Consider the following 19,229-nt stretch of genomic DNA (forward strand, 5'->3'; position numbering starts at 1 on the left):
TTATGAACACGATAAAAGTTAAAGAAGCATTAAACCGATTTTTTTTAGAAGATATAGGAGAAAGAGATGTAACATCTCAGCTTATTTTTCCAGATAACTTGCTTTCGAAAGGAACGTTTCTTGCGAAGGATACAGGGGTCTTTGCAGGATGTTTAGTAATTGAATCAGGATTTAAATTAATTGATGAGAGAATTGAAATAGAGCTTCATAAAAAAGATGGGGATCTTGTAGAAAAAGGAGAAATTATTGCAACAGTGCAAGGTCCAATCGCATCGTTATTAACAGCAGAGCGCGTTATATTAAACGTTATTCAGCGTATGAGTGGAATAGCGACGATGACGCGTAAAGCGGTTCTTGCTTTAGATAGTAGCTATACTCGTATTTGTGATACGCGAAAAACGATGCCAGGACTGCGTATGTTTGATAAGTATGCAGTCGTGTGCGGCGGTGGATTTAATCATCGCTTCGGTTTATATGATGGTGTCATGATTAAAGACAATCATATTGCTTTTGCTGGTTCTATTACAAAAGCTGTTACATCAGTGAAAGAAAAGTTAGGACATATGGTGAAAGTAGAAGTGGAAACAGAAACTGAGGAACAGGTGAGAGAGGCTGTCGCTGCTGGTGCGGATATTATTATGTTCGATAATCGTACGCCAGATGAAATCCGGGAGTTTTCAAAGATTGTACCAAGTGCCATCGTTACGGAAGCTTCAGGAGGCATCACAATTGAAGATTTATCGAAATACGGAAAAACAGGGGTAGATTATATTTCACTTGGAGCGTTAACACATTCAGTGAAAGCACTTGATATTAGTTTCAATATTGAAGAGTAAGGAAAGTGGCTTAGAGGGGGAGAAACGTATATGAGTATTTTAGAACAAGTACAGCCAATTGAAACGATGTTACCAGAGCGTTATTACACAATGTCAACGGAAGATATGGAAAAGCGTGTTCGTGAAATTAAAGAGAAAATGGGGAAAATGTTATTCATTCCAGGGCATCATTATCAAAAAGATGAAGTGGTACAATTTTCAGATGCAGCAGGGGATTCACTTCAGCTTGCGCAAGTTGCAGCGAGCAATAAAGATGCAAAATATATTGTGTTTTGCGGGGTGCACTTTATGGCGGAAACAGCAGATATGTTAACTACAGATGATCAAGTTGTCATCTTACCAGATATGCGTGCAGGTTGTTCGATGGCGGATATGGCAGATATTGAACAAACAGAAAGAGCATGGAAAGAGCTCACGAAATTATTTGGAGATACGATGATTCCGTTAACATATGTGAACTCTACAGCTGCAATTAAAGCGTTTTGTGGTCGTAACGGAGGAGCAACAGTAACTTCTTCTAATGCAAAGCAAATGGTATCTTGGGCGTTTACTCAAAAAGAACGTCTCGTCTTTTTACCAGACCAACATTTAGGGAGAAATACAGCGCACGATTTAGGTATCCCGTTAGATAAAATGGCAGTATGGGACCCACACACAGATTCATTAGAGTACGATGGGGATATAGAAGAAATTCAAGTGATTTTATGGAAAGGACATTGTTCTGTTCATCAAAATTTTACAATGAAGAATATTGAGAGTGTACGAAAAAATCATCCGGATATGAATATTATTGTACATCCAGAATGTTGCTATGAAGTTGTAGCTGCTTCAGATTATGCAGGCTCAACGAAATATATTATTGATATGATTGAATCAGCGCCATCTGGTAGCAAATGGGCGATTGGTACAGAAATGAATTTAGTAAATCGAATTATTAAGCAACATCCAGATAAAGAAATTGTTTCGCTTAATCCATTTATGTGTCCGTGCTTAACGATGAATCGAATTGATCTGCCTCACTTATTATGGACACTTGAAACGATAGAAAGAGGAGAAGAAATTAACGTTATTAGCGTAGACAAACAAGTAACGGCAGAAGCAGTTCTTGCATTAAATCGTATGTTAGAGCGTGTGTAAAGCAACGGTATTCCCGTTGCTTTTTTTCATACATATAATCATAACGAGAACGAAATGGGCATACATTGTTTTGAAGAAATCATTGTGGTTCTTTATGCTTATTCCACTTCGAATGATATTGAAAATCGAAGAAGTGATAAAAGTGAAAAGAAGTTAATGTTATTTAGAAAGAGTTACTTCAAGAGATTTGTTACTTATAGATAAGTTATACAGGAGGGGGAAAATTTGAAAATTCATATCGTGCAAAAAGGGGATACCCTTTGGAAAATTGCGAAAAAGTACGGAGTGGATTTTGACACGTTGAAAAAAACAAATACACAACTTAGTAATCCAGATTTAATCATGCCAGGTATGAAAATTAAAGTGCCATCAAAGAGTGTTCACATGAAACAACAGGCTGGAGCAGGTTCAGCGCCTCCAAAGCAATACGTAAAAGAAGTGCAGCAAAAAGAATTTGCAGCAACACCAACTCCGCTTGGAATAGAAGATGAGGAAGAAGTTACGTATCAATCAGCACCAATTACACAGCAGCCAGCTATGCAACAAACACAAAAAGAAGTGCAAGTAAAACCGCAGAAAGAGATGCAAGTAAAGCCACAAAAAGAAGTACAGGTGAAACCACAGAAGGAGATGCAGGTAAAGCCGCAAAAAGAAGTACAGGTGAAACCGCAAAAAGAGGTGCAAAAAGAACAGCCAATTCAAAAAGAAAAACCGTCTGTTATTCAAAAACCACCTGTGATAGAAAAACAAAAACCGGCGGAAAAAGAAAACACGAAGTTTTCGGTAAATGTATTACCGCAGCCGCCACAACCACCAATAAAACCGAAAAAAGAATATAAAATTTCAGATGTAATAAAAAAAGGAAGCGAGTTAATTGCTCCTCAAATTAGTAAAATGAAACCTAACAATATCATTTCTCCGCAAACGAAAAAAAATAATATAATATCGCCGCAAGTGAAAAAAGAAAATGTAGGGAATATAGTGTCGCCGCAAGTGAAAAAAGAAAATGTAGGGAATATAGTGTCACCACAAGTGAAAAAAGAAAATGTAGGGAATATAGTGTCGCCGCAAGTGAAAAAAGAAAATGTAGGAAATATAGTATCGCCGCAAGTGAAAAAAGAAAATGTAGGGAATATAGTGTCACCACAAGTGAAGAAAGAGAATGTAGGAAATATAGTGTCACCACAAGTGAAGAAAGAGAATGTAGGAAATATAGTATCGCCAAATGTATCGAAAGAAAATGTAGTTATTCCACAAGTCATACCGCCAAATATTCAAATGCCAAATATAATGCCGATCATGGATAACAACCAACCACCGAATATAATGCCAATTATGGATAACAATCAAATGCCGAATATGATGCCAATTATGGATAACAATCAACCACCGAATATGATGCCAATTATGGATAACAATCAAATGCCGAATATGATGCCAATTATGGATAACAATCAAATGCCGAATATAATGCCAATTATGGATAATAACCAAATGCCGAATATGATGCCAATCATGGATAACAATCAAATGCCGAATATGATGCCAATTATGGATAACAATCAAATGCCGAATATGATGCCAATTATGGATAACAATCAAATGCCGAATATAATGCCAATTATGGATAATAACCAAATGCCGAATATGATGCCAATCATGGATAACAATCAAATGCCGAATATGATGCCAATTATGGATAACAATCAAATGCCGAATATGATGCCAATTATGGATAACAATCAAATGCCGAATATGATGCCAATCATGGATAACAATCAAATGCCGAATATAATGCCAATTATGGATAACAATCAAATGCCGAATATGATGCCGAGTATGGATAACAATCAACCACCAAATATGATGCCCTATCAAATGCCCATGATGCCGCCGAATCCGTATTATCAACAACCAAATCCATATCAAATGCCATATCAGCAAGGAGCGCCGTTTGGACCGCAACATACGTCTATGCAAAACCCGAATATGATGCCAATGGATAATAACATGCCGCCGCTTGTGCAGGGTGAGGAAGATTGTGGATGCGGAGGAGAAAGTAGACTATATAGTCCACAACCAGGCGGTCCGCAATATGCGAATCCTTTATATTATCAACCAACTCAGTCTGCATATGCACCACAGCCAGGAACGATGTATTATCAACCAGATCCACCAAATGTATTTGGAGAGCCCGTTTCAGAAGAAGAGGACGAAGAAGAAGTTTAAAAAGGCGGGAGTATTCCCGCCTTTTTTGCATTCCTGTTAATTAAGAAAAGGCAGTTTTTTTATGAAGTGCTAGAAAATTCCCAGTGAAATATTAACAGTGTAAAAACCTTCTCTGTTACTCATCATAAGAGGGAGCTTTTCAGTAGAGAAGCTCATTCTAACAGAGGGGGTTTTTGTATTGAATACGAAAGTAAAAGTGATTGCTGCTTCTTTGTTAGTTACTAGTGCATTAGCTGCATGTGGTACACCAAAAAACAATGCAATGGATGGACGTAACTACAATTACGAGCGTACATCTTATAATGATACACACCAGTATCGTGATAATGTGACGCGTAATGATCGTTATACAGATTATGTAACATATAGAAATGGTCGTAACGATACAGGATACAATTATTACCGTGATGTAAATTACAATGGACAAATTGCTAATCCGCATCCAACTCGTAATATTACAATGAACAATTCATACATTAACAATGATGGTAAAACAGCTGAAAGAATAACAAATCGTGTGAAACGTATGAATAACGTAGACCGTGTGTCTACAGTTGTATATGGAAACGATGTAGCGATTGCGGTAAAACCACGTAACACAGTGACAAATGAAACGGCGATGGCGAACGAAATTCGTCAAGCTGTTGCAAATGAAGTTGGAAACAGAAACGTATATGTTTCTGTAAGAAATGATATGTTTACTCGTGTCGATGCAATGAGTACGCGTCTACGTAACGGTACAGTTACAAACGATTTTAATCGTGATATAGGAAATATGTTCAGAGACATTCGTTACGGTTTAACTGGTACAGTGCGATAGCAAAACAAAAGAGGAAGGGGGAGCCCTTCCTCTTTATTCATCTTCGTCTTGTAAACGACGTTTTTTAATAAAATAACTAACGGAATAAGAACCTAAAAAGCATATGAAGAGAATACCACCTGTTAAAATAGCTTCAAATAGGGGGCTTTCTGGACTGAAAATGATATAAATAATAGCCATAACGATTCCTACAATAAGAGACCGTAAAACAATTTTGTAATAAGGAGTTAATTTTATCTCCTTTTCACTTTCTTCTACATCAATTGAAACACTTAACTGTAAATAACTAAGGATCATACTCGTAAGAATAAATACTAGCCATAATGGAGATTTCGTAATTTGATCTATTCCTTCAGTAAATCCGATATAGCCTAAAATACCGATTATACCAAGTGATTGAAAAAGAAAGACAATACGTATGTTTTTTAACGTTTGCAGAATGAGACGTTCATCCTTTATTTGTTTCATAATATCTATCTCCCGTTTATGATGATTTCGCTATTATGTTTATTGTAATATATATATTGCATTTATCAATTTATAATTTGCGTTTGATTTATTTGGATGAAAGAGGAAATAAAATATTTTTATAAACATGTTGCACTTATACTTTATTAATGTTATATTAGCAAAGCGATGAGCTAATTTACGTAAGACGAGAGATATGCTTAAGTGCTAAACACGCGAATGTGGTCGCCTGGTCTCTCGCCGTAAACGCATCAAGACGCCTGCTTTGCAGGCGTCTTTCATTTTATATGAATGTAATGGGAAGAATGGAGGAATCCAATCTTCCTTTTTTGATTAGAATTAAAGTCAGAAAATAAAGTTATTTACAATTGTATATGAAAGAGTTACTATTTAATGGTAATATATTACATGTTTTTTAGACATAAAAGGTTGGGATGAATAGGATATGGAGAATTTTGAATGTAGAAATACAGAAGTTGTATTAGAGAAATTTCAGGTTGTAACACCTATATTTCAGGCGTTAGGAGATGAGAATCGCCAGCAAATTATTATGCTATTATTAGAAAGCAAACAGATGAATGTAACACAAATAACAGATGAAATGGGAATTTCTAGACCGGCTGTTTCGCATCATTTAAAAATTTTAAAACAAGCAGAACTAGTTGAAGCCGATCGAAATGGAAAAGAAATTTTTTATTCTATAGTGGCTGGAGAGTTTTTAAAACAGGTAAAAGATTTAATTCAAGCGATAGAGTCAAATTATTAATTTTTTTTGATTGATAAGTAAACAAGTTTAAACTTATAAACGCGTTTTGTGGAAAAGGGGTAATAAAAATGAATAGTATAAATCGAATGTACGTAATTATGTTACTTGTTCCGTTGTTTTGGGGTGGCTCTTTTGCGACAGCGGAGCATATTATTACGGAGATTCCACCAATTACTGCAGCAACAATTCGTTTTGGTTTAGCTGGTTTTATTTTAATAGGCATAGTTTTTATGAAATCTGAGTGGGATACAAGTTTGTTATTAAAGAATTGGAAAGGGCTGTTATTTGTATCGTTAACAGGTATTTTTGGCTACAATGTTTTTTTCTTCATGGGACTTAACTATACTTCCACTCTGAATGGCTCACTTATCATTGCTACAATGCCCGTTTTTGTAACATTGGGAGCAATATTGTTTTTTAAAGAGCCTTGGAGTATAAAAGTCGGAATAAGTTTAACTTTGTCCCTTGTCGGTGTAATAGTTGTTATTACGGGTGGTTCAATGCATATACTTATGTCTTTGGCATTTAATAAGGGAGATCTTTTATTTATAGCTGCTTTAACCTGTGGGGTTTTATATAGCTTAACAGGAAAAAAAGTTATGAGTGGTGTCTCCCCTTTGTTAACTACAATGAGTATGACGGTATTGGGTACTGTGTTTTTAGCAGGCCTTTCTCTATATGAAGATGGATGGGGAAAGGTTGTAACATTTTCTTTACAGGGATGGATAGAAATGTTGTATATGGTCATATGCGGGACATTAATTGGATATATCGTGTTTAATAAAGGAGTAGAAGAGCTAGGTGCAAGCAAAGCGAGTGTGTATTTAAATCTAACACCTATTGTAGCTACTGGTATATCAGTTGTCTTATATGGAGCAGCTGTTACGTGGCAACAAATAGTTGGAATGATAATTGTACTAATGGGGGTTTATATTGTAACAGTACAATCAAATAAAGATATAAAGAAGCTTTCGCATAATCAATGTGTTTCCAAATAGATAAAAGTAATTGAACACTATAATTCTTAATGATGGCATTCTATGAATTAGGGATAAAACCCCCATTTCCGGAAAAACTACTAATGAAAGTATGATCTTGCCTAAAAGAGGTGAACGGAAATGAAATGGATACTGATTGCGATGCAAGCTTTCGTTATGATGTTTTGTTTCGTTTATGAAACGAATGTGAAGGCGGAAGGGCCAGTACCAGAAGTAACGAAAAAAGAACCTGAGGTTACAATTTTATTAGAGCGTATGTATGTTGATGGCGAAGTAAGCGAAGAAATACTTACAGAAAAAGTGACGGATTTAGAAAAGTTTTTACAGCAGTATAAAGAATGGCAGCTCGTTGATCGTGATGATGTACAAATTGTATTGCAAAAGAAAGTTGATGATATTTCTCCGTTATTGAAAACGAGCGGGTATTTTGGTGTTTCAGAGGAAGGGATATTACAAATTTTCAAAGGTGTGCCAAAAAATGATAATGCGATCCATTCTTTCTTTCAAATTGATATGAAAAAGCTTGAGAGCTATGAACGTGCGAAATTGAAACGTGGCATTCGTATTAAATCAAAAGAAGGTTTTGTGAAGACGATTGAAAAAATGAAGCAATACGCAGTTCAAAGTAAGAAAAAAAGCAGCTCATGGTGAGCTGCTTTTTTTCTTATTTATTTTTAGCTAAAATTTCTTTTGCGATTTCATCAATTAGCATATCTTTTCCGATTGGATTGAATGTTTTCGTATTGAAGACTTCATTTGATACTTCATATACGTGATTATTTTTAACTGCTTTATTGTCTTTCCAAACGGCACTGTTTTTGTAGTCTTCGTAAACTTTATCAGCTTCGCCGCCGAAGTTTACAATAAACATTTGGTCAGGCTGGAATGCAACTAGACCTTCTAGTGATACTTGCGCCATCGTTTGTTTTAAATCCGTACCTTTTGTTGCTGGAAGTTTTAAGTCATTAAAGATGATGTCACCGTATCCGAAGCTACCGTATACACGGAAGTTTTGTGGTGTAACTGCAACGAACATAAAGTTCTCATCTTTTGTTTTCTCTTTAATTTTTTTAGATAAAGAGTCTGCTTTCTTATCGTAGTCTGCAATCCATTTGTCTGCTTTCTTCTCTTCGTCAAATAGCTTACCTACTTCTTTAAACTTACCACGCCAGTCTTCTAAGTTTGTTTCTAGAACAACTGTAGGTGCAACCTTTTCTAGTTGATCATAAATTTTTAATTGACGGTTGTTTAAAATAATTAAGTCTGGTTTTAAAGCAGTAACAGCTTCTAAATCAACTTTAGGTGCCCAGTACCAACCTACTGCTTTTACTCCATCTAACTTGTCTGTTAAGTGATTTTGGATTTTATCTTTATATGTATTTGCTGTACCAACAGGTTTATGTCCAAGAAGTAATAGTTCTTCTGTTGATCCAGATAAGTCAACAATTCTCTTTGGATTTACTGGAATTGTAGCTTCACCTTTAGCATGTTTTACAACTTTTGTTTTCGGTTGTTCTTTTGCTTTCGATTCTTCTTTTTGAGAAGAACAGCCAACGATAGAAAGAACAACAAGCATAATAGTAAATAAAATAAATAGCTTACGTTTCATCCTGATGTAACCCCTTTAATTAGTATTGATAATCATTATCGACTTCTGTATATTAAGGTGCTTTAACCTTTCTGTCAATGGAAAACAACAGAAGTTTCAAGTGGAGAACATTTGTTGGGGCAGTCTCGCTTTTCTATCATTAAATATGTTAAAATGGAATACATGATTTAAGAGGGAGAGATCGTATTTTGTTTGAATATGTTACAGGTTACGTGGAGTATGTAGGGCCGGAATATGTCGTAATTGATCATAATGGAATTGGTTATCAAATTTTCACACCAAATCCGTATGTATTTCAAAGAAGTAAGCAAGAAATCCGTGTCTATACATATCATTATGTGAGAGAAGATATTATGGCACTTTACGGTTTTAAAACACGTGAAGAGCGTTTATTATTTACAAAGTTGTTAGGCGTGTCTGGCATTGGGCCAAAAGGCGCTCTTGCAATTTTAGCTTCTGGTCAAACAGGACAGGTCGTTCAAGCGATTGAGCATGAAGATGAGAAGTTTTTAGTGAAATTCCCAGGCGTCGGAAAGAAAACAGCACGCCAAATGATTTTAGATTTAAAAGGAAAACTAGCAGATGTCGTACCAGATGCATTTGTTGATTTATTCTCAGACACAGAACGTTTTGATGAGAAGAAAGGTTCATCAGCTGAGCTTGATGAGGCACTGGAAGCTCTGCGCGCACTTGGATACGCAGAACGCGAAGTTTCTCGTGTTGTACCAGAGTTATTAAAAGAAGCATTAACGACGGATCAGTATATTAAAAAGGCACTTAGTCTTTTACTAAATGGTAAGAGGTGAGTATAATGGACGAACGTCTCCTTTCAGGGGAATCTGCATATGAAGATGCGGATTTAGAATATTCATTACGGCCACAGACGCTCCGTCAGTATATTGGCCAAGATAAAGCGAAACATAATTTAGAAGTATTTATTGAAGCGGCGAAAATGCGTGAAGAAACGTTAGATCACGTGCTTTTATATGGACCACCAGGTCTTGGTAAAACGACGCTTGCGAATATTATTGCCAATGAGATGGGCGTTAATGTTAGAACAACTTCAGGTCCCGCAATTGAAAGACCAGGAGATTTAGCTGCTGTATTAACAGCGCTTCAGCCAGGTGATGTATTATTTATTGATGAAATTCATCGTTTGCATAGATCAATTGAAGAAGTATTGTATCCTGCGATGGAAGACTTTTGCCTTGATATTGTAATTGGAAAAGGGCCTTCAGCACGTTCTGTACGCCTAGATTTACCGCCATTTACATTAGTTGGAGCAACAACACGTGCTGGAGCATTATCGGCACCGCTTCGTGACCGCTTCGGTGTACTTTCAAGGTTAGAGTACTACACAGTAGATCAGCTTTCTGCGATTGTTGAACGTACAGCAGAAGTATTTGAAGTTGAAATCGATTCGTTAGCTGCATTAGAAATTGCAAGACGTGCTCGTGGTACACCTCGTATTGCGAATCGTCTTTTAAGACGTGTACGTGATTTCGCACAAGTTCGTGGTAATGGAACGGTTACGATGGAAATTACACAAATGGCATTAGAGCTACTGCAAGTAGATAAATTAGGTCTAGATCATATTGATCATAAATTACTGCTTGGTATTATTGAGAAATTCCGTGGCGGTCCAGTTGGATTAGAAACGGTTTCAGCAACAATTGGAGAAGAATCTCATACGATTGAAGATGTGTATGAGCCGTATTTATTACAAATTGGCTTTTTACAACGAACGCCGAGGGGCCGAATTGTAACGCCGCTTGCGTATGAACATTTCGGAATGGAGATACCAAAAGTATGACGGAGATGCCAAAGCTGCTTATTACAGCCGGGATCTTACTCATCGTTGTTGGATTAGCTTGGAAGTTCATTGGAAGGCTTCCAGGCGATATTTTTGTGAAAAAAGGAAACGTTACCTTTTATTTTCCTATCATTACATGTATTGTGTTAAGTATTGTATTATCTTTTATTATGTATATAATAAATCGATTTAAATAAGAAATAGGTGGATATAGCTATGGATATAAATCTGTTTGATTTTCATTTACCAGAAGAACTTATTGCACAAGTCCCGTTAGAAGAGCGTGAAACATCAAGATTAATGGTGTTAGACCGTGAAACAGGTGATATTGAGCATAAACATTTTACGGATATTCTTTCTTACTTACATGAGGGGGATTGCTTAGTTTTAAATGAAACGAAAGTTATGCCTGCTCGTTTGCACGGTGTGAAAGAAGATACAGGCGCGCACATTGAAGTACTTCTTTTAAAACAAGAAGAAGGTGATAAGTGGGAAACGCTTGTAAAGCCAGCGAAACGTGTAAAAGAAGGAACTGTTATCTCTTTTGGCGAAGGGAAATTAAAAGCAACTTGCACAGGAACTGCAGATCAAGGTGGACGTCAGCTTGAATTTTCATATGACGGCATCTTCTATGAAATTTTAGATGAACTTGGGGAAATGCCACTTCCTCCATATATTAAAGAGACGCTAGAAGATCGCGATCGCTATCAAACAGTATATGCGAAAGAAATCGGTTCAGCAGCAGCGCCGACTGCGGGACTTCACTTTACAGAAGAGTTACTTGAGAAGTTAAAGCAAAAAGGCGTTCAGTTAGCATTCATTACACTTCACGTAGGACTTGGAACATTTAGACCAGTTTCTGCAGACACGATTGAAGAACACCATATGCACGCAGAATATTATCATATGTCTGAAGAGACAGCGGCATTATTAAATCGTGTGAAAGAGAATGGTGGACGTATTATTACTGTAGGTACGACATCAACTCGTACGTTAGAAACAATTGCAACAGATCATGAAGGTAAGCTTTGCGCCGCTTCTGGATGGACAGATATTTTCATGTATCCGGGATATGAATTTAAAGCAATTGATGGTTTAATTACAAACTTCCATTTACCGAAATCAACATTAATTATGCTTGTAAGTGCATTTGCAAATAGAGATAATGTACTTCATGCTTATAATGAAGCAGTAAAAGAAAAATATCGTTTCTTTAGCTTCGGTGATGCAATGTTCGTTGCATCTCACGCTAAAATGAGAAACAAATAAAAGGAGTAAGTTATGACAGCAATTCGTTATGAATTTATTAAGACATGTAAACAAACGGGTGCCCGTTTAGGTCGTGTGCATACGCCGCACGGTTCATTTGATACACCAACATTTATGCCAGTTGGTACACTTGCAACAGTTAAGACAATGTCACCAGAAGAATTAAAAGCAATGGATTCTGGCATTATTTTAAGTAATACGTATCATTTATGGCTACGTCCAGGTCATGAAATTATTCGTGAAGCAGGCGGTTTGCATAAATTTATGAACTGGGATCGTGCAATCTTAACAGACTCTGGTGGTTTCCAAGTATTCAGTTTAAGTGACTTCCGTCGTATTGAAGAGGAAGGCGTTCACTTCCGTAATCACTTAAATGGAGATAAATTATTCTTATCACCAGAAAAAGCGATGGAAATCCAAAATGCATTAGGTTCAGATATTATGATGGCATTTGATGAGTGTCCACCATTCCCAGCTACTTTTGAATATATGAAGAAATCTGTAGAGCGTACGAGCCGCTGGGCAGAACGTTGCTTAAAAGCGCATGAACGTCCGCAAGATCAAGGTTTATTCGGTATTGTACAGGGGGGAGAGTACGAAGAGCTTCGTCGTCAAAGTGCGAAAGATCTTGTTTCAATGGACTTCCCTGGTTACGCTGTAGGTGGTTTATCTGTAGGCGAACCGAAAGATATTATGAACCGTGTACTTGAGTTTACAACACCACTTCTTCCAGATAATAAGCCTCGTTACTTAATGGGTGTAGGTTCTCCTGACTCGTTAATCGATGGCGCAATTCGTGGTATTGATATGTTTGACTGCGTACTTCCAACTCGTATCGCTCGAAATGGTACATGTATGACAAGTGAAGGTCGCCTCGTTGTAAAAAATGCGAAATTCGCAAGAGACTTCGGTCCGCTTGATCCAAACTGTGATTGCTACACATGTAAAAACTACTCTCGTGCGTACATTCGTCACTTAATGAAATGTGATGAAACGTTCGGAATTCGTTTAACGTCTTATCACAACCTTCATTTTCTGTTAAACTTAATGGAGCAGGTGAGACAAGCTATTCGTGAAGACCGTCTTGGCGATTTCCGCGAAGAGTTCTTTGAACAGTATGGCTTTAATAAACCGAATGCTAAAAACTTCTAATACATAATTTAAAAGGAGGAACAAAAGATGAATGCAGGTATGATGAATATCGTTATGATCGTTGCGATGTTTGCGATTTTCTATTTCTTATTAATTCGCCCGCAACAAAAACGTCAAAAAGCAGTTGCTCAAATGCAAAGTGAGTTAGCAAAAGGTGATGCTATCGTAACAATCGGTGGTTTACACGGTACAATCGAATCAGTAGATGAGACGAAAATTGTTATTAAATCTGGTGGTTCACACTTAACGTTCGATCGCAATGCGATTCGTGAAGTTGTGAAAAACTAATTTGGAAGGCCCTGCATGAAATATGCAGGGCCTTTTTTAGTTACTTTGCTTTGACATATTTACACCGAAAATACCACCGAGTGTACTCGCCCCCATTAATGCTAATTGATAAAGTAATTGTGAGTTCGATAAAGTTTGAGAAAAGCCTAAATAGTTAACTAGAAAAACGAGTATAGTGAACGTGAGACCTGTTGTGAGACCTACTAGCCAACCTTTTCCTTGAGCCTTTTTGCCGGCAGTAAATCCAGACATAAGCATAGATAAAAGAGCGAGTATAAAAATAGTAACGGTTAATGTCCCTTCGTTTATATTCGTAAACTTTAATAAAAGAGCCATAATCATGCTAGTAATAGATGCGAGAATTAGTAGTGTAATAATACCGAAGCCAATTGCAGTTGATAATTTTTTCGTTCTATCCATTTATGCATTCCCCCTTTTTAATACAAGCATATTTTCCTTTTGTCTAAGTTAGACTAGTTTCTTTTTTATAGGGGAGTCTATACGTAAAAAAGGAGATGTAGAAATGGAATGGATATCAATAATTGGACGGACAATGCTTTTGTATATCATCATCTTAATTATTTTTCGTCTTATGGGTAAACGTGAGATAGGAGAGCTAAGTGTATTAGATTTAGTCGTATTTATTATGCTTGGAGAAATGGCTGTAGTGGCAATTGAAAATACCGATAAATCACTTTGGCATCAATTAGTTCCGATGACTTTTCTTATGTGCATCCAAATTATTTTGTCAGTCATTTCCCTAAAGTATCAACGCTTTCGGCATTTAATAGAAGGTGAGCCGGCTATTCTTGTAAACGCGGGAAAGATTGATGAAAAGAAGATGAGAAAGCAACGTTATAATATAGATGATTTAATGATGCAATTAAGGGAACAAGGAGTTGGAGATATTCGGGATGTAGAATATGCTATTTTGGAACCGTCTGGGAAGTTATCTGTCTTTCAAAAACAAAAAAATAAACAAGATACATTGCAGTTTACGCTTCCTCTTATTATTGATGGAGAAATTCAATCTAGTCATTTACAAATGATTGAACATACAGATGCATGGCTTATTGAGAAATTAAAAAACTTAGGTTATAACGATGTAACACAAATTTTATACTGTAGTTTTCAAAACGGAAAATTTTTTGTTGATTTAAAAGAAGATTAGAGATTTATCCTTTGAAAGAGTAAGAATGATTAGTTTAACTAATAATCAGTGGAGATTACCCCACTGATTAAAGTTTCAACTTATTTCAAAAATGAAAGTTTACGAATGATAGGGAGACGACTTAACTCTTCTTTTCGAATGAGTTTGAAAGTGAAGAGAAGTACGATATAAACAATTGTTGTTAAAGTGATTTCCCATAATGTTTGTATGCCAAGGGCATGAGAGAAAATAATATATTTATGAAGATAAAAACCGAAGGCGCCCGCGATACCGATGGCGAGTCCACCGAAAATATAGTCTTTTGCGTAAATGGTAAATGTAATCTTTTTTAAAACAGTAGCGTAGTGAAGAAATGTTACTGTTACAATATTTGCAGCAATAGCGAGAGCAACCCCCATCATTTGAAATTCTGGCCTTGATGCTAGTACAAAAATAACGATTAATTTCACGATGGCACCAATAAATGTATTCATCATTGCAGCTCTTGCTAAGTTTAAAGCTTGCAAAACAGAGGTAAGTGGACTTTGGAAATAATGAAATAAAAAGCAAGGCGCAAGAAGTTGAATGAATGCTGTTGCACTGTCTGACCCATACATAAGAGTTAAAACAGGAGAAGCGAATACGTATAATATAACGACAGACCATCCGCCGGTAATTAATGAAATTCGAAGTGCTTGTTGTAAACGGTGCTCCACTAATTTATGTTGTCTTTTTGCCATTGCTTCACTAATAGAAGGGACGAGCGCTGTAGAGAGAGCGTATGTAATAAAGGCGGGTAGTGATAGAAGCGGGAATGCATAACCGTTTAATATACCGTATTGCTGAGTTGCAACAGAAGCAGCGACACCAGCAATTGCTAAGCTTTGCATAACGACAATAGGTTCAAAAAAATATGAAACGGAGCCGATTAAACGACTTCCTGTAGTTGGAAGGGCAATATCCATCAGAGAATAAAATGTCCCTTTGCTTTCCTTTACAGTAGTAAAAAATCCAGAGCGTATTGATAAATGTTTTTCTCGCTGAAATAACGTGAGTAAAAATAATAACGATGCAACTTCACCGAGAACAGCTGATAACATAGCGCCGGCTGCAGCGTATTCTATGCCGTAAGGTAAAAATAATTGAATGCATATAGCAATAATGGTAATGCGGACGACTTGTTCTAGAACTTGCGCATAAGCGCTAGGTTTCATGTTTTGTTTCCCTTGAAAATAACCACGCAAAACAGAAGAAACAGCAATAACAGGAACAACGGGCAAAATGGCCATTAATGGATAGTACGTTCTTTCGTCGGTTAATAATGTTTTTGCTAAAATAGGTGTGAGGAACATAATTCCGATTGTTAAAATGATACTAATAACGGATGTAACAGCTAGTGATACGGTTAATATTTTTTTAACTCTTTGTTTATCGTTCACAGCTTCCGCTTCTGCTACAAATTTTGCGATTGCGACAGGAAGACCAATTTGTGTCAATGTAATTGCTAAAATGAATGTAGGAACGGCCATCATATAAAGACCAACGCCTTCTTCTCCCAAAATACGTGCCATTACTATGCGGTTGATAAAGCCGAGTATTTTTGTAATAAAGCCGGCTATCATTAAAATAAATGCGCCTTTTAAAAAGCTTTGTCTCGTCATGTTCTTCTCCTACCTTCTCAAAATCAATGGAATGATTTACAATAATTTATATGCACGTACGAGACAAGAATGACAAGCATTTAAGAGAGTGAAATATGATAGTGCTCTTGAAAGTAGTTATTGCTGTCCATTAGAGCGGGAATAAAAGCGACTTTTCGTGCGAAATAAGAAGGAGATGTTATAGATGTTAGATAGAGAGGCTTTGGTAGAATCATACCGCGGACAGTTACAAGTCGTTTTAGAAAGTAAAGTAGAAGAGTTTCAAATGTTCGGCTACGACAGAGTGACAGATGATGACATTTGGAAGTTTCTTAAAGTAAAAAAGTGGAAGAAGATAGACAGCGATGTTAGATTGTATGAATTAGTTAATGACGTATTAACAGTAAGTGCTAATGAATATATGACATATTTAACTGTTGAAGCATATCAAGCGCCACTTTGGTCATTTGATGAATATGAAAATAAATAACCGACTGCAATTGGTTTGTTCTTCCTTTTGCAGTATAATGATAGGTATTGATAATCAGGAAATAATTATGTCTAAGATCATATATAAAGGAGGTAGTGAAGAGAGAAAACAAATAATGAAAGTGCAGGTATCGTGAAAACGTACCGGCACAGCTAGTGATGAGCTAGCAAAATTATAGAAAGGAAGTCTACTAACTAGACGTATGCACACGTGTAAAAGTGAATCGTAAGAGATTTATTTAAAGTGTTAGTAGCGGAAAGAGGGTACATATGGCAAAGCGTGGTACGAGAATTGCCGCCTTTTTCCTCATCGTTTTATTAATCGGTGGAGTAATTGGTGCGGCAGGAAAAGACATAGCAAAAGGAATTAGTCTAGGACTAGACCTTCGCGGTGGTTTTGAAATTCTGTATGAAGTAAAACCAGCCAAAAAAGGTGACAAAATCGATCGAGACGTACTTGTAAGTACAGTAGGTGCTCTTGAGAATCGTGTCAATGTTCTCGGTGTAAGTGAGCCGAACATTCAAATCGAAGGGCAAGATCGAATTCGTGTACAGCTTGCTGGTGTACAAGATCAGCAAAAAGCACGTGAAATGTTATCAACACAAGCGAAATTAACATTCCGTGATGTAGATGATAATCTTCTTATGGACGGAACGGATTTAAAAGGCGGCGGAGCGAAGCAAACATTTGATGAGCAAGGCCGTGCGAGCGTAGGTCTTACACTAAAGAGCGCTGAAAAATTCCGTGAAGTAACTGAAAAAATTTCAAAAATGCCACCACCAACGAATTTAATGGTAATTTGGCTTGATTTTGAAGAAGGAAAAGATTCGTACAAAGCAGAATCTGCAAAACCGAATCCGAAGTTCTTATCAGCAGCAACAGTAAACCAAGTATTTAACCAAGCTGAAGTATCTATCGTAGGTGGAAACTTCACAGTTGAAAGTGCGAAACAACTTTCATCTTTATTAAATGCAGGTGCACTTCCTGTTGATTTAAAAGAAATGTATTCAACATCTGTTGGAGCGAAGTTTGGTCAACAAGCGTTAGAGCAAACGATTTTCGCTAGTGCGATTGGTATCGCTCTTATTTTCTTATTTATGCTTGTATTCTACCGTTTACCAGGACTTGTAGCGGTTATTATGTTAGGTTTATACATTTTCGTTACATTACTTGTCTTTAACTGGATGCATGCAGTTCTTACGTTGCCAGGTATTGCGGCGTTAGTGCTCGGAGTAGGTATCGCAGTTGATGCGAATATTATTACGTACGAGAGACTGAAAGAAGAGTTGAAAATTGGTAAGTCCATGATGTCGGCATTCCGCGCTGGTAACCATCGTTCATTAGCAACAATTCTAGATGCAAACGTTACAACTCTTGCGGCAGCTGGTGTGTTATTCGTTTATGGTAATAGCTCTGTAAAAGGATTCGCAACAAGTTTAATCGTAAGTATTTTAGTTGGTTTTATTACGAACGTATTCGGTACTCGTTTCTTACTAGGTTTACTTGTAAAGAGCCGTTACTTTGATAAAAAACCAGGATATTTTGGTGTGAAACAAAAGGATATTATTCCATTAACAAAAGGTGTAGTACATCCGCCAACGAGATTTGATCGTATTAACTTCGTAAATATCGGTCATAAATTCCTTATCTTCTCGATTGTAGTTGTAATTGCGGGTGCAATTATCTTACCAATTTTCAAATTGAATCTTGGTATTGACTTTGCAAGTGGTACACGTATTGACTTGCAATCAAAACAAGCCGTTACGGTGTCTGATGTTCATAAAGATTTTAAAGAATTGAACATTGATGTGAAGGAAGAAAATATTGTACCGACTGGAGATGACAATAAAGGTTTCGCAGTTCGTACATTAGGTGTTTTATCAAAAGATGAAATTGCGAAAACAAAAACATTCTTCCACGATAAATATGGTACAGATCCAAACATAAGTACAGTTTCACCGACAATCGGTAAAGAAATTGCACGAAATGCATTTATCGCTGTACTGATTGCTTCTGCGGTTATCATTTTATACGTAAGTATTCGATTCCGATTTACGTATGCGTTATCTGCAGTACTTGCATTATTACATGACGCTTTCGTTATGGTTGTTATGTTTAGTATTTTCCAACTAGAGGTAGACTTAACGTTTATCGCTGCAGTGTTAACAATCATCGGTTATTCTATTAATGACTCGATTGTTACATTTGATAGAAACCGTGAATTATACAAACAGAAAAAACGAGTGCGCGATATAAAAGATCTAGAAGAAATCGTAAATGCAAGTATTCGCCAAACGCTTGGTCGCTCGATTAACACCGTATTAACAGTGTTATTCCCAGTAATTGCACTGCTTATCTTCGGTAGTGAGTCACTACGTAACTTCTCGTTTGCGTTACTTGTTGGATTAATTGTAGGTACGTACTCTTCTGTTTTCGTTGCCTCTCAAATTTGGTTAATGCTTGAAAACCGTCGTTTGAAAAAGGGAAAAAACAAGAAGAAGGTTGAGAAAGTAGAATCTGAACCGCAAGTATAGAAAAGATGATGTCTCTTTATGAGGCATCTC

The 19,229-nt window shown here is 36.7% G+C and carries 19 protein-coding genes and 1 pseudogene; 16 read left to right on the top strand and 4 right to left on the bottom strand.

Going from position 1 to position 19,229, the window contains the following annotated elements; translation table 11 throughout:
* Window positions 1-2 precede the first annotated feature (2 nt).
* The 4 genes and pseudogenes from nadC (at window position 3) to ES895_RS01815 (ending at window position 5,022) form a co-directional block, all read left to right on the top strand.
* On the top strand, window positions 3-836 hold the full coding sequence (gene nadC / locus ES895_RS01800; protein ID WP_001092209.1) for a carboxylating nicotinate-nucleotide diphosphorylase: 834 nt from the start codon (window positions 3-5) through the stop codon (window positions 834-836).
* Between the two features lie 30 nt (window positions 837-866).
* Window positions 867-1,973 (top strand): quinolinate synthase NadA, encoded by a 1,107-nt coding sequence (gene nadA / locus ES895_RS01805; protein ID WP_048656457.1) that lies wholly within the window; start codon window positions 867-869, stop codon window positions 1,971-1,973.
* 225 nt (window positions 1,974-2,198) lie between these two features.
* Window positions 2,199-2,355 (top strand): annotated as a pseudogene (safA, locus tag ES895_RS30180) (SafA/ExsA family spore coat assembly protein); the annotation flags it as partial.
* A gap of 2,025 nt (window positions 2,356-4,380) precedes the next feature.
* Window positions 4,381-5,022 (top strand): YhcN/YlaJ family sporulation lipoprotein, encoded by a 642-nt coding sequence (locus ES895_RS01815; RefSeq protein ID WP_001093541.1) that lies wholly within the window; start codon window positions 4,381-4,383, stop codon window positions 5,020-5,022.
* Between the two features lie 33 nt (window positions 5,023-5,055).
* Here the strand turns inward: ES895_RS01815 and ES895_RS01820 are convergent, their stop codons facing one another.
* Entirely contained in the window at window positions 5,056-5,490 is a 435-nt protein-coding gene (locus tag ES895_RS01820; protein WP_135238147.1) for a branched-chain amino acid ABC transporter substrate-binding protein, read from the bottom strand.
* A 445-nt stretch (window positions 5,491-5,935) separates the two neighbouring features.
* Between ES895_RS01820 and ES895_RS01825 the strand changes: the two genes are divergently transcribed.
* The 3 genes from ES895_RS01825 to ES895_RS01835 all read left to right on the top strand — a co-directional run bounded on the left by ES895_RS01825 (window position 5,936) and on the right by ES895_RS01835 (window position 7,905).
* Window positions 5,936-6,256: an ArsR/SmtB family transcription factor gene (locus tag ES895_RS01825; RefSeq protein WP_000426922.1), complete on the top strand. Its 321-nt coding sequence runs from the start codon at window positions 5,936-5,938 to the stop codon at window positions 6,254-6,256.
* 68 nt (window positions 6,257-6,324) lie between these two features.
* Window positions 6,325-7,254 carry a DMT family transporter gene (locus tag ES895_RS01830; RefSeq protein WP_048567727.1) on the top strand — a complete coding sequence of 310 codons (930 nt, stop codon included), beginning with the start codon at window positions 6,325-6,327 and terminating at the stop codon, window positions 7,252-7,254.
* Window positions 7,255-7,374: 120 nt separating this feature from the next.
* The gene (locus ES895_RS01835; protein ID WP_000871174.1) at window positions 7,375-7,905 is read left to right on the top strand and encodes a BofC C-terminal domain-containing protein; all 531 of its coding nucleotides are present in this window, start codon (window positions 7,375-7,377) and stop codon (window positions 7,903-7,905) included.
* 13 nt (window positions 7,906-7,918) lie between these two features.
* Here the strand turns inward: ES895_RS01835 and ES895_RS01840 are convergent, their stop codons facing one another.
* A complete protein-coding gene (locus ES895_RS01840) occupies window positions 7,919-8,863 on the bottom strand; it encodes an iron-hydroxamate ABC transporter substrate-binding protein (protein WP_098218617.1) in 945 nt (314 codons plus the stop codon).
* A 188-nt stretch (window positions 8,864-9,051) separates the two neighbouring features.
* On the opposite strand from ES895_RS01840, the gene ruvA reads away from it, so the two are divergent.
* From ruvA to yajC, 6 genes are read left to right on the top strand one after another with little or no spacing between them, the layout of a single operon-like run.
* Window positions 9,052-9,669 carry a Holliday junction DNA helicase RuvA gene (gene ruvA / locus ES895_RS01845; protein WP_000464509.1) on the top strand — a complete coding sequence of 206 codons (618 nt, stop codon included), beginning with the start codon at window positions 9,052-9,054 and terminating at the stop codon, window positions 9,667-9,669.
* A gap of 5 nt (window positions 9,670-9,674) precedes the next feature.
* Complete coding sequence (ruvB, locus tag ES895_RS01850; protein WP_000344449.1) at window positions 9,675-10,676, top strand: Holliday junction branch migration DNA helicase RuvB; 1,002 nt, start codon at window positions 9,675-9,677, stop codon at window positions 10,674-10,676.
* Entirely contained in the window at window positions 10,673-10,873 is a 201-nt protein-coding gene (locus ES895_RS01855) for a DUF2905 domain-containing protein (RefSeq protein ID WP_000138162.1), read from the top strand. The genes ruvB and ES895_RS01855 overlap by 4 nt, the downstream gene beginning before the upstream one ends.
* A 19-nt stretch (window positions 10,874-10,892) precedes the next feature.
* Window positions 10,893-11,945, top strand: a complete 1,053-nt coding sequence (gene queA / locus ES895_RS01860) for a tRNA preQ1(34) S-adenosylmethionine ribosyltransferase-isomerase QueA (RefSeq protein ID WP_000354034.1) — start codon at window positions 10,893-10,895, stop codon at window positions 11,943-11,945.
* Between the two features lie 12 nt (window positions 11,946-11,957).
* Window positions 11,958-13,097, top strand: coding sequence for a tRNA guanosine(34) transglycosylase Tgt (tgt, locus tag ES895_RS01865; RefSeq protein ID WP_000125365.1), 1,140 nt, complete (start codon window positions 11,958-11,960; stop codon window positions 13,095-13,097).
* Window positions 13,098-13,124: 27 nt separating this feature from the next.
* The gene (yajC, locus tag ES895_RS01870) at window positions 13,125-13,385 is read left to right on the top strand and encodes a preprotein translocase subunit YajC (RefSeq protein ID WP_000991115.1); all 261 of its coding nucleotides are present in this window, start codon (window positions 13,125-13,127) and stop codon (window positions 13,383-13,385) included.
* Window positions 13,386-13,421: 36 nt separating this feature from the next.
* Here the strand turns inward: yajC and ES895_RS01875 are convergent, their stop codons facing one another.
* A complete protein-coding gene (locus ES895_RS01875; protein ID WP_053512757.1) occupies window positions 13,422-13,805 on the bottom strand; it encodes a TIGR04086 family membrane protein in 384 nt (127 codons plus the stop codon).
* Between the two features lie 103 nt (window positions 13,806-13,908).
* On the opposite strand from ES895_RS01875, the gene ES895_RS01880 reads away from it, so the two are divergent.
* Entirely contained in the window at window positions 13,909-14,556 is a 648-nt protein-coding gene (locus ES895_RS01880) for a DUF421 domain-containing protein (RefSeq protein WP_058840262.1), read from the top strand.
* Window positions 14,557-14,636: 80 nt separating this feature from the next.
* On the opposite strand, the gene spoVB is transcribed toward ES895_RS01880, so the two are convergent.
* On the bottom strand, window positions 14,637-16,196 hold the full coding sequence (gene spoVB, locus ES895_RS01885) for a stage V sporulation protein B (RefSeq protein ID WP_000198300.1): 1,560 nt from the start codon (window positions 16,194-16,196) through the stop codon (window positions 14,637-14,639).
* Between the two features lie 184 nt (window positions 16,197-16,380).
* On the opposite strand from spoVB, the gene ES895_RS01890 reads away from it, so the two are divergent.
* Window positions 16,381-16,665, top strand: coding sequence for a post-transcriptional regulator (locus tag ES895_RS01890; RefSeq protein WP_000886978.1), 285 nt, complete (start codon window positions 16,381-16,383; stop codon window positions 16,663-16,665).
* Window positions 16,666-16,934: 269 nt separating this feature from the next.
* Window positions 16,935-19,199 (top strand): protein translocase subunit SecDF, encoded by a 2,265-nt coding sequence (secDF, locus tag ES895_RS01895; protein WP_001119065.1) that lies wholly within the window; start codon window positions 16,935-16,937, stop codon window positions 19,197-19,199.
* The last annotated feature ends 30 nt before the right edge of the window (window positions 19,200-19,229 follow it).

The sequence above is a fragment of the Bacillus sp. 007/AIA-02/001 genome (assembly GCF_004634455.1).
GTDB classification, from domain to species: Bacteria; Bacillota; Bacilli; order Bacillales; family Bacillaceae_G; genus Bacillus_A; species Bacillus_A cereus.

Bases quoted from the DNA above. Each gene is read 5' to 3' on its own strand.
- nadC (WP_001092209.1), top strand. From the start codon at position 3: ATGAACACGATAAAAGTTAAAGAAGCATTAAACCGATTTTTTTTAGAA.
- nadA (WP_048656457.1), top strand. From the start codon at position 867: ATGAGTATTTTAGAACAAGTACAGCCAATTGAAACGATGTTACCAGAG.
- ES895_RS01820 (WP_135238147.1), bottom strand. From the start codon at position 5,490: ATGAAACAAATAAAGGATGAACGTCTCATTCTGCAAACGTTAAAAAAC.
- ES895_RS01825 (WP_000426922.1), top strand. From the start codon at position 5,936: ATGGAGAATTTTGAATGTAGAAATACAGAAGTTGTATTAGAGAAATTT.
- ES895_RS01830 (WP_048567727.1), top strand. From the start codon at position 6,325: ATGAATAGTATAAATCGAATGTACGTAATTATGTTACTTGTTCCGTTG.
- ES895_RS01835 (WP_000871174.1), top strand. From the start codon at position 7,375: ATGAAATGGATACTGATTGCGATGCAAGCTTTCGTTATGATGTTTTGT.
- ES895_RS01840 (WP_098218617.1), bottom strand. From the start codon at position 8,863: ATGAAACGTAAGCTATTTATTTTATTTACTATTATGCTTGTTGTTCTT.
- ruvB (WP_000344449.1), top strand. From the start codon at position 9,675: ATGGACGAACGTCTCCTTTCAGGGGAATCTGCATATGAAGATGCGGAT.
- ES895_RS01855 (WP_000138162.1), top strand. From the start codon at position 10,673: ATGACGGAGATGCCAAAGCTGCTTATTACAGCCGGGATCTTACTCATC.
- queA (WP_000354034.1), top strand. From the start codon at position 10,893: ATGGATATAAATCTGTTTGATTTTCATTTACCAGAAGAACTTATTGCA.
- tgt (WP_000125365.1), top strand. From the start codon at position 11,958: ATGACAGCAATTCGTTATGAATTTATTAAGACATGTAAACAAACGGGT.
- yajC (WP_000991115.1), top strand. From the start codon at position 13,125: ATGAATGCAGGTATGATGAATATCGTTATGATCGTTGCGATGTTTGCG.
- ES895_RS01875 (WP_053512757.1), bottom strand. From the start codon at position 13,805: ATGGATAGAACGAAAAAATTATCAACTGCAATTGGCTTCGGTATTATT.
- ES895_RS01880 (WP_058840262.1), top strand. From the start codon at position 13,909: ATGGAATGGATATCAATAATTGGACGGACAATGCTTTTGTATATCATC.
- spoVB (WP_000198300.1), bottom strand. From the start codon at position 16,196: ATGACGAGACAAAGCTTTTTAAAAGGCGCATTTATTTTAATGATAGCC.
- ES895_RS01890 (WP_000886978.1), top strand. From the start codon at position 16,381: ATGTTAGATAGAGAGGCTTTGGTAGAATCATACCGCGGACAGTTACAA.
- secDF (WP_001119065.1), top strand. From the start codon at position 16,935: ATGGCAAAGCGTGGTACGAGAATTGCCGCCTTTTTCCTCATCGTTTTA.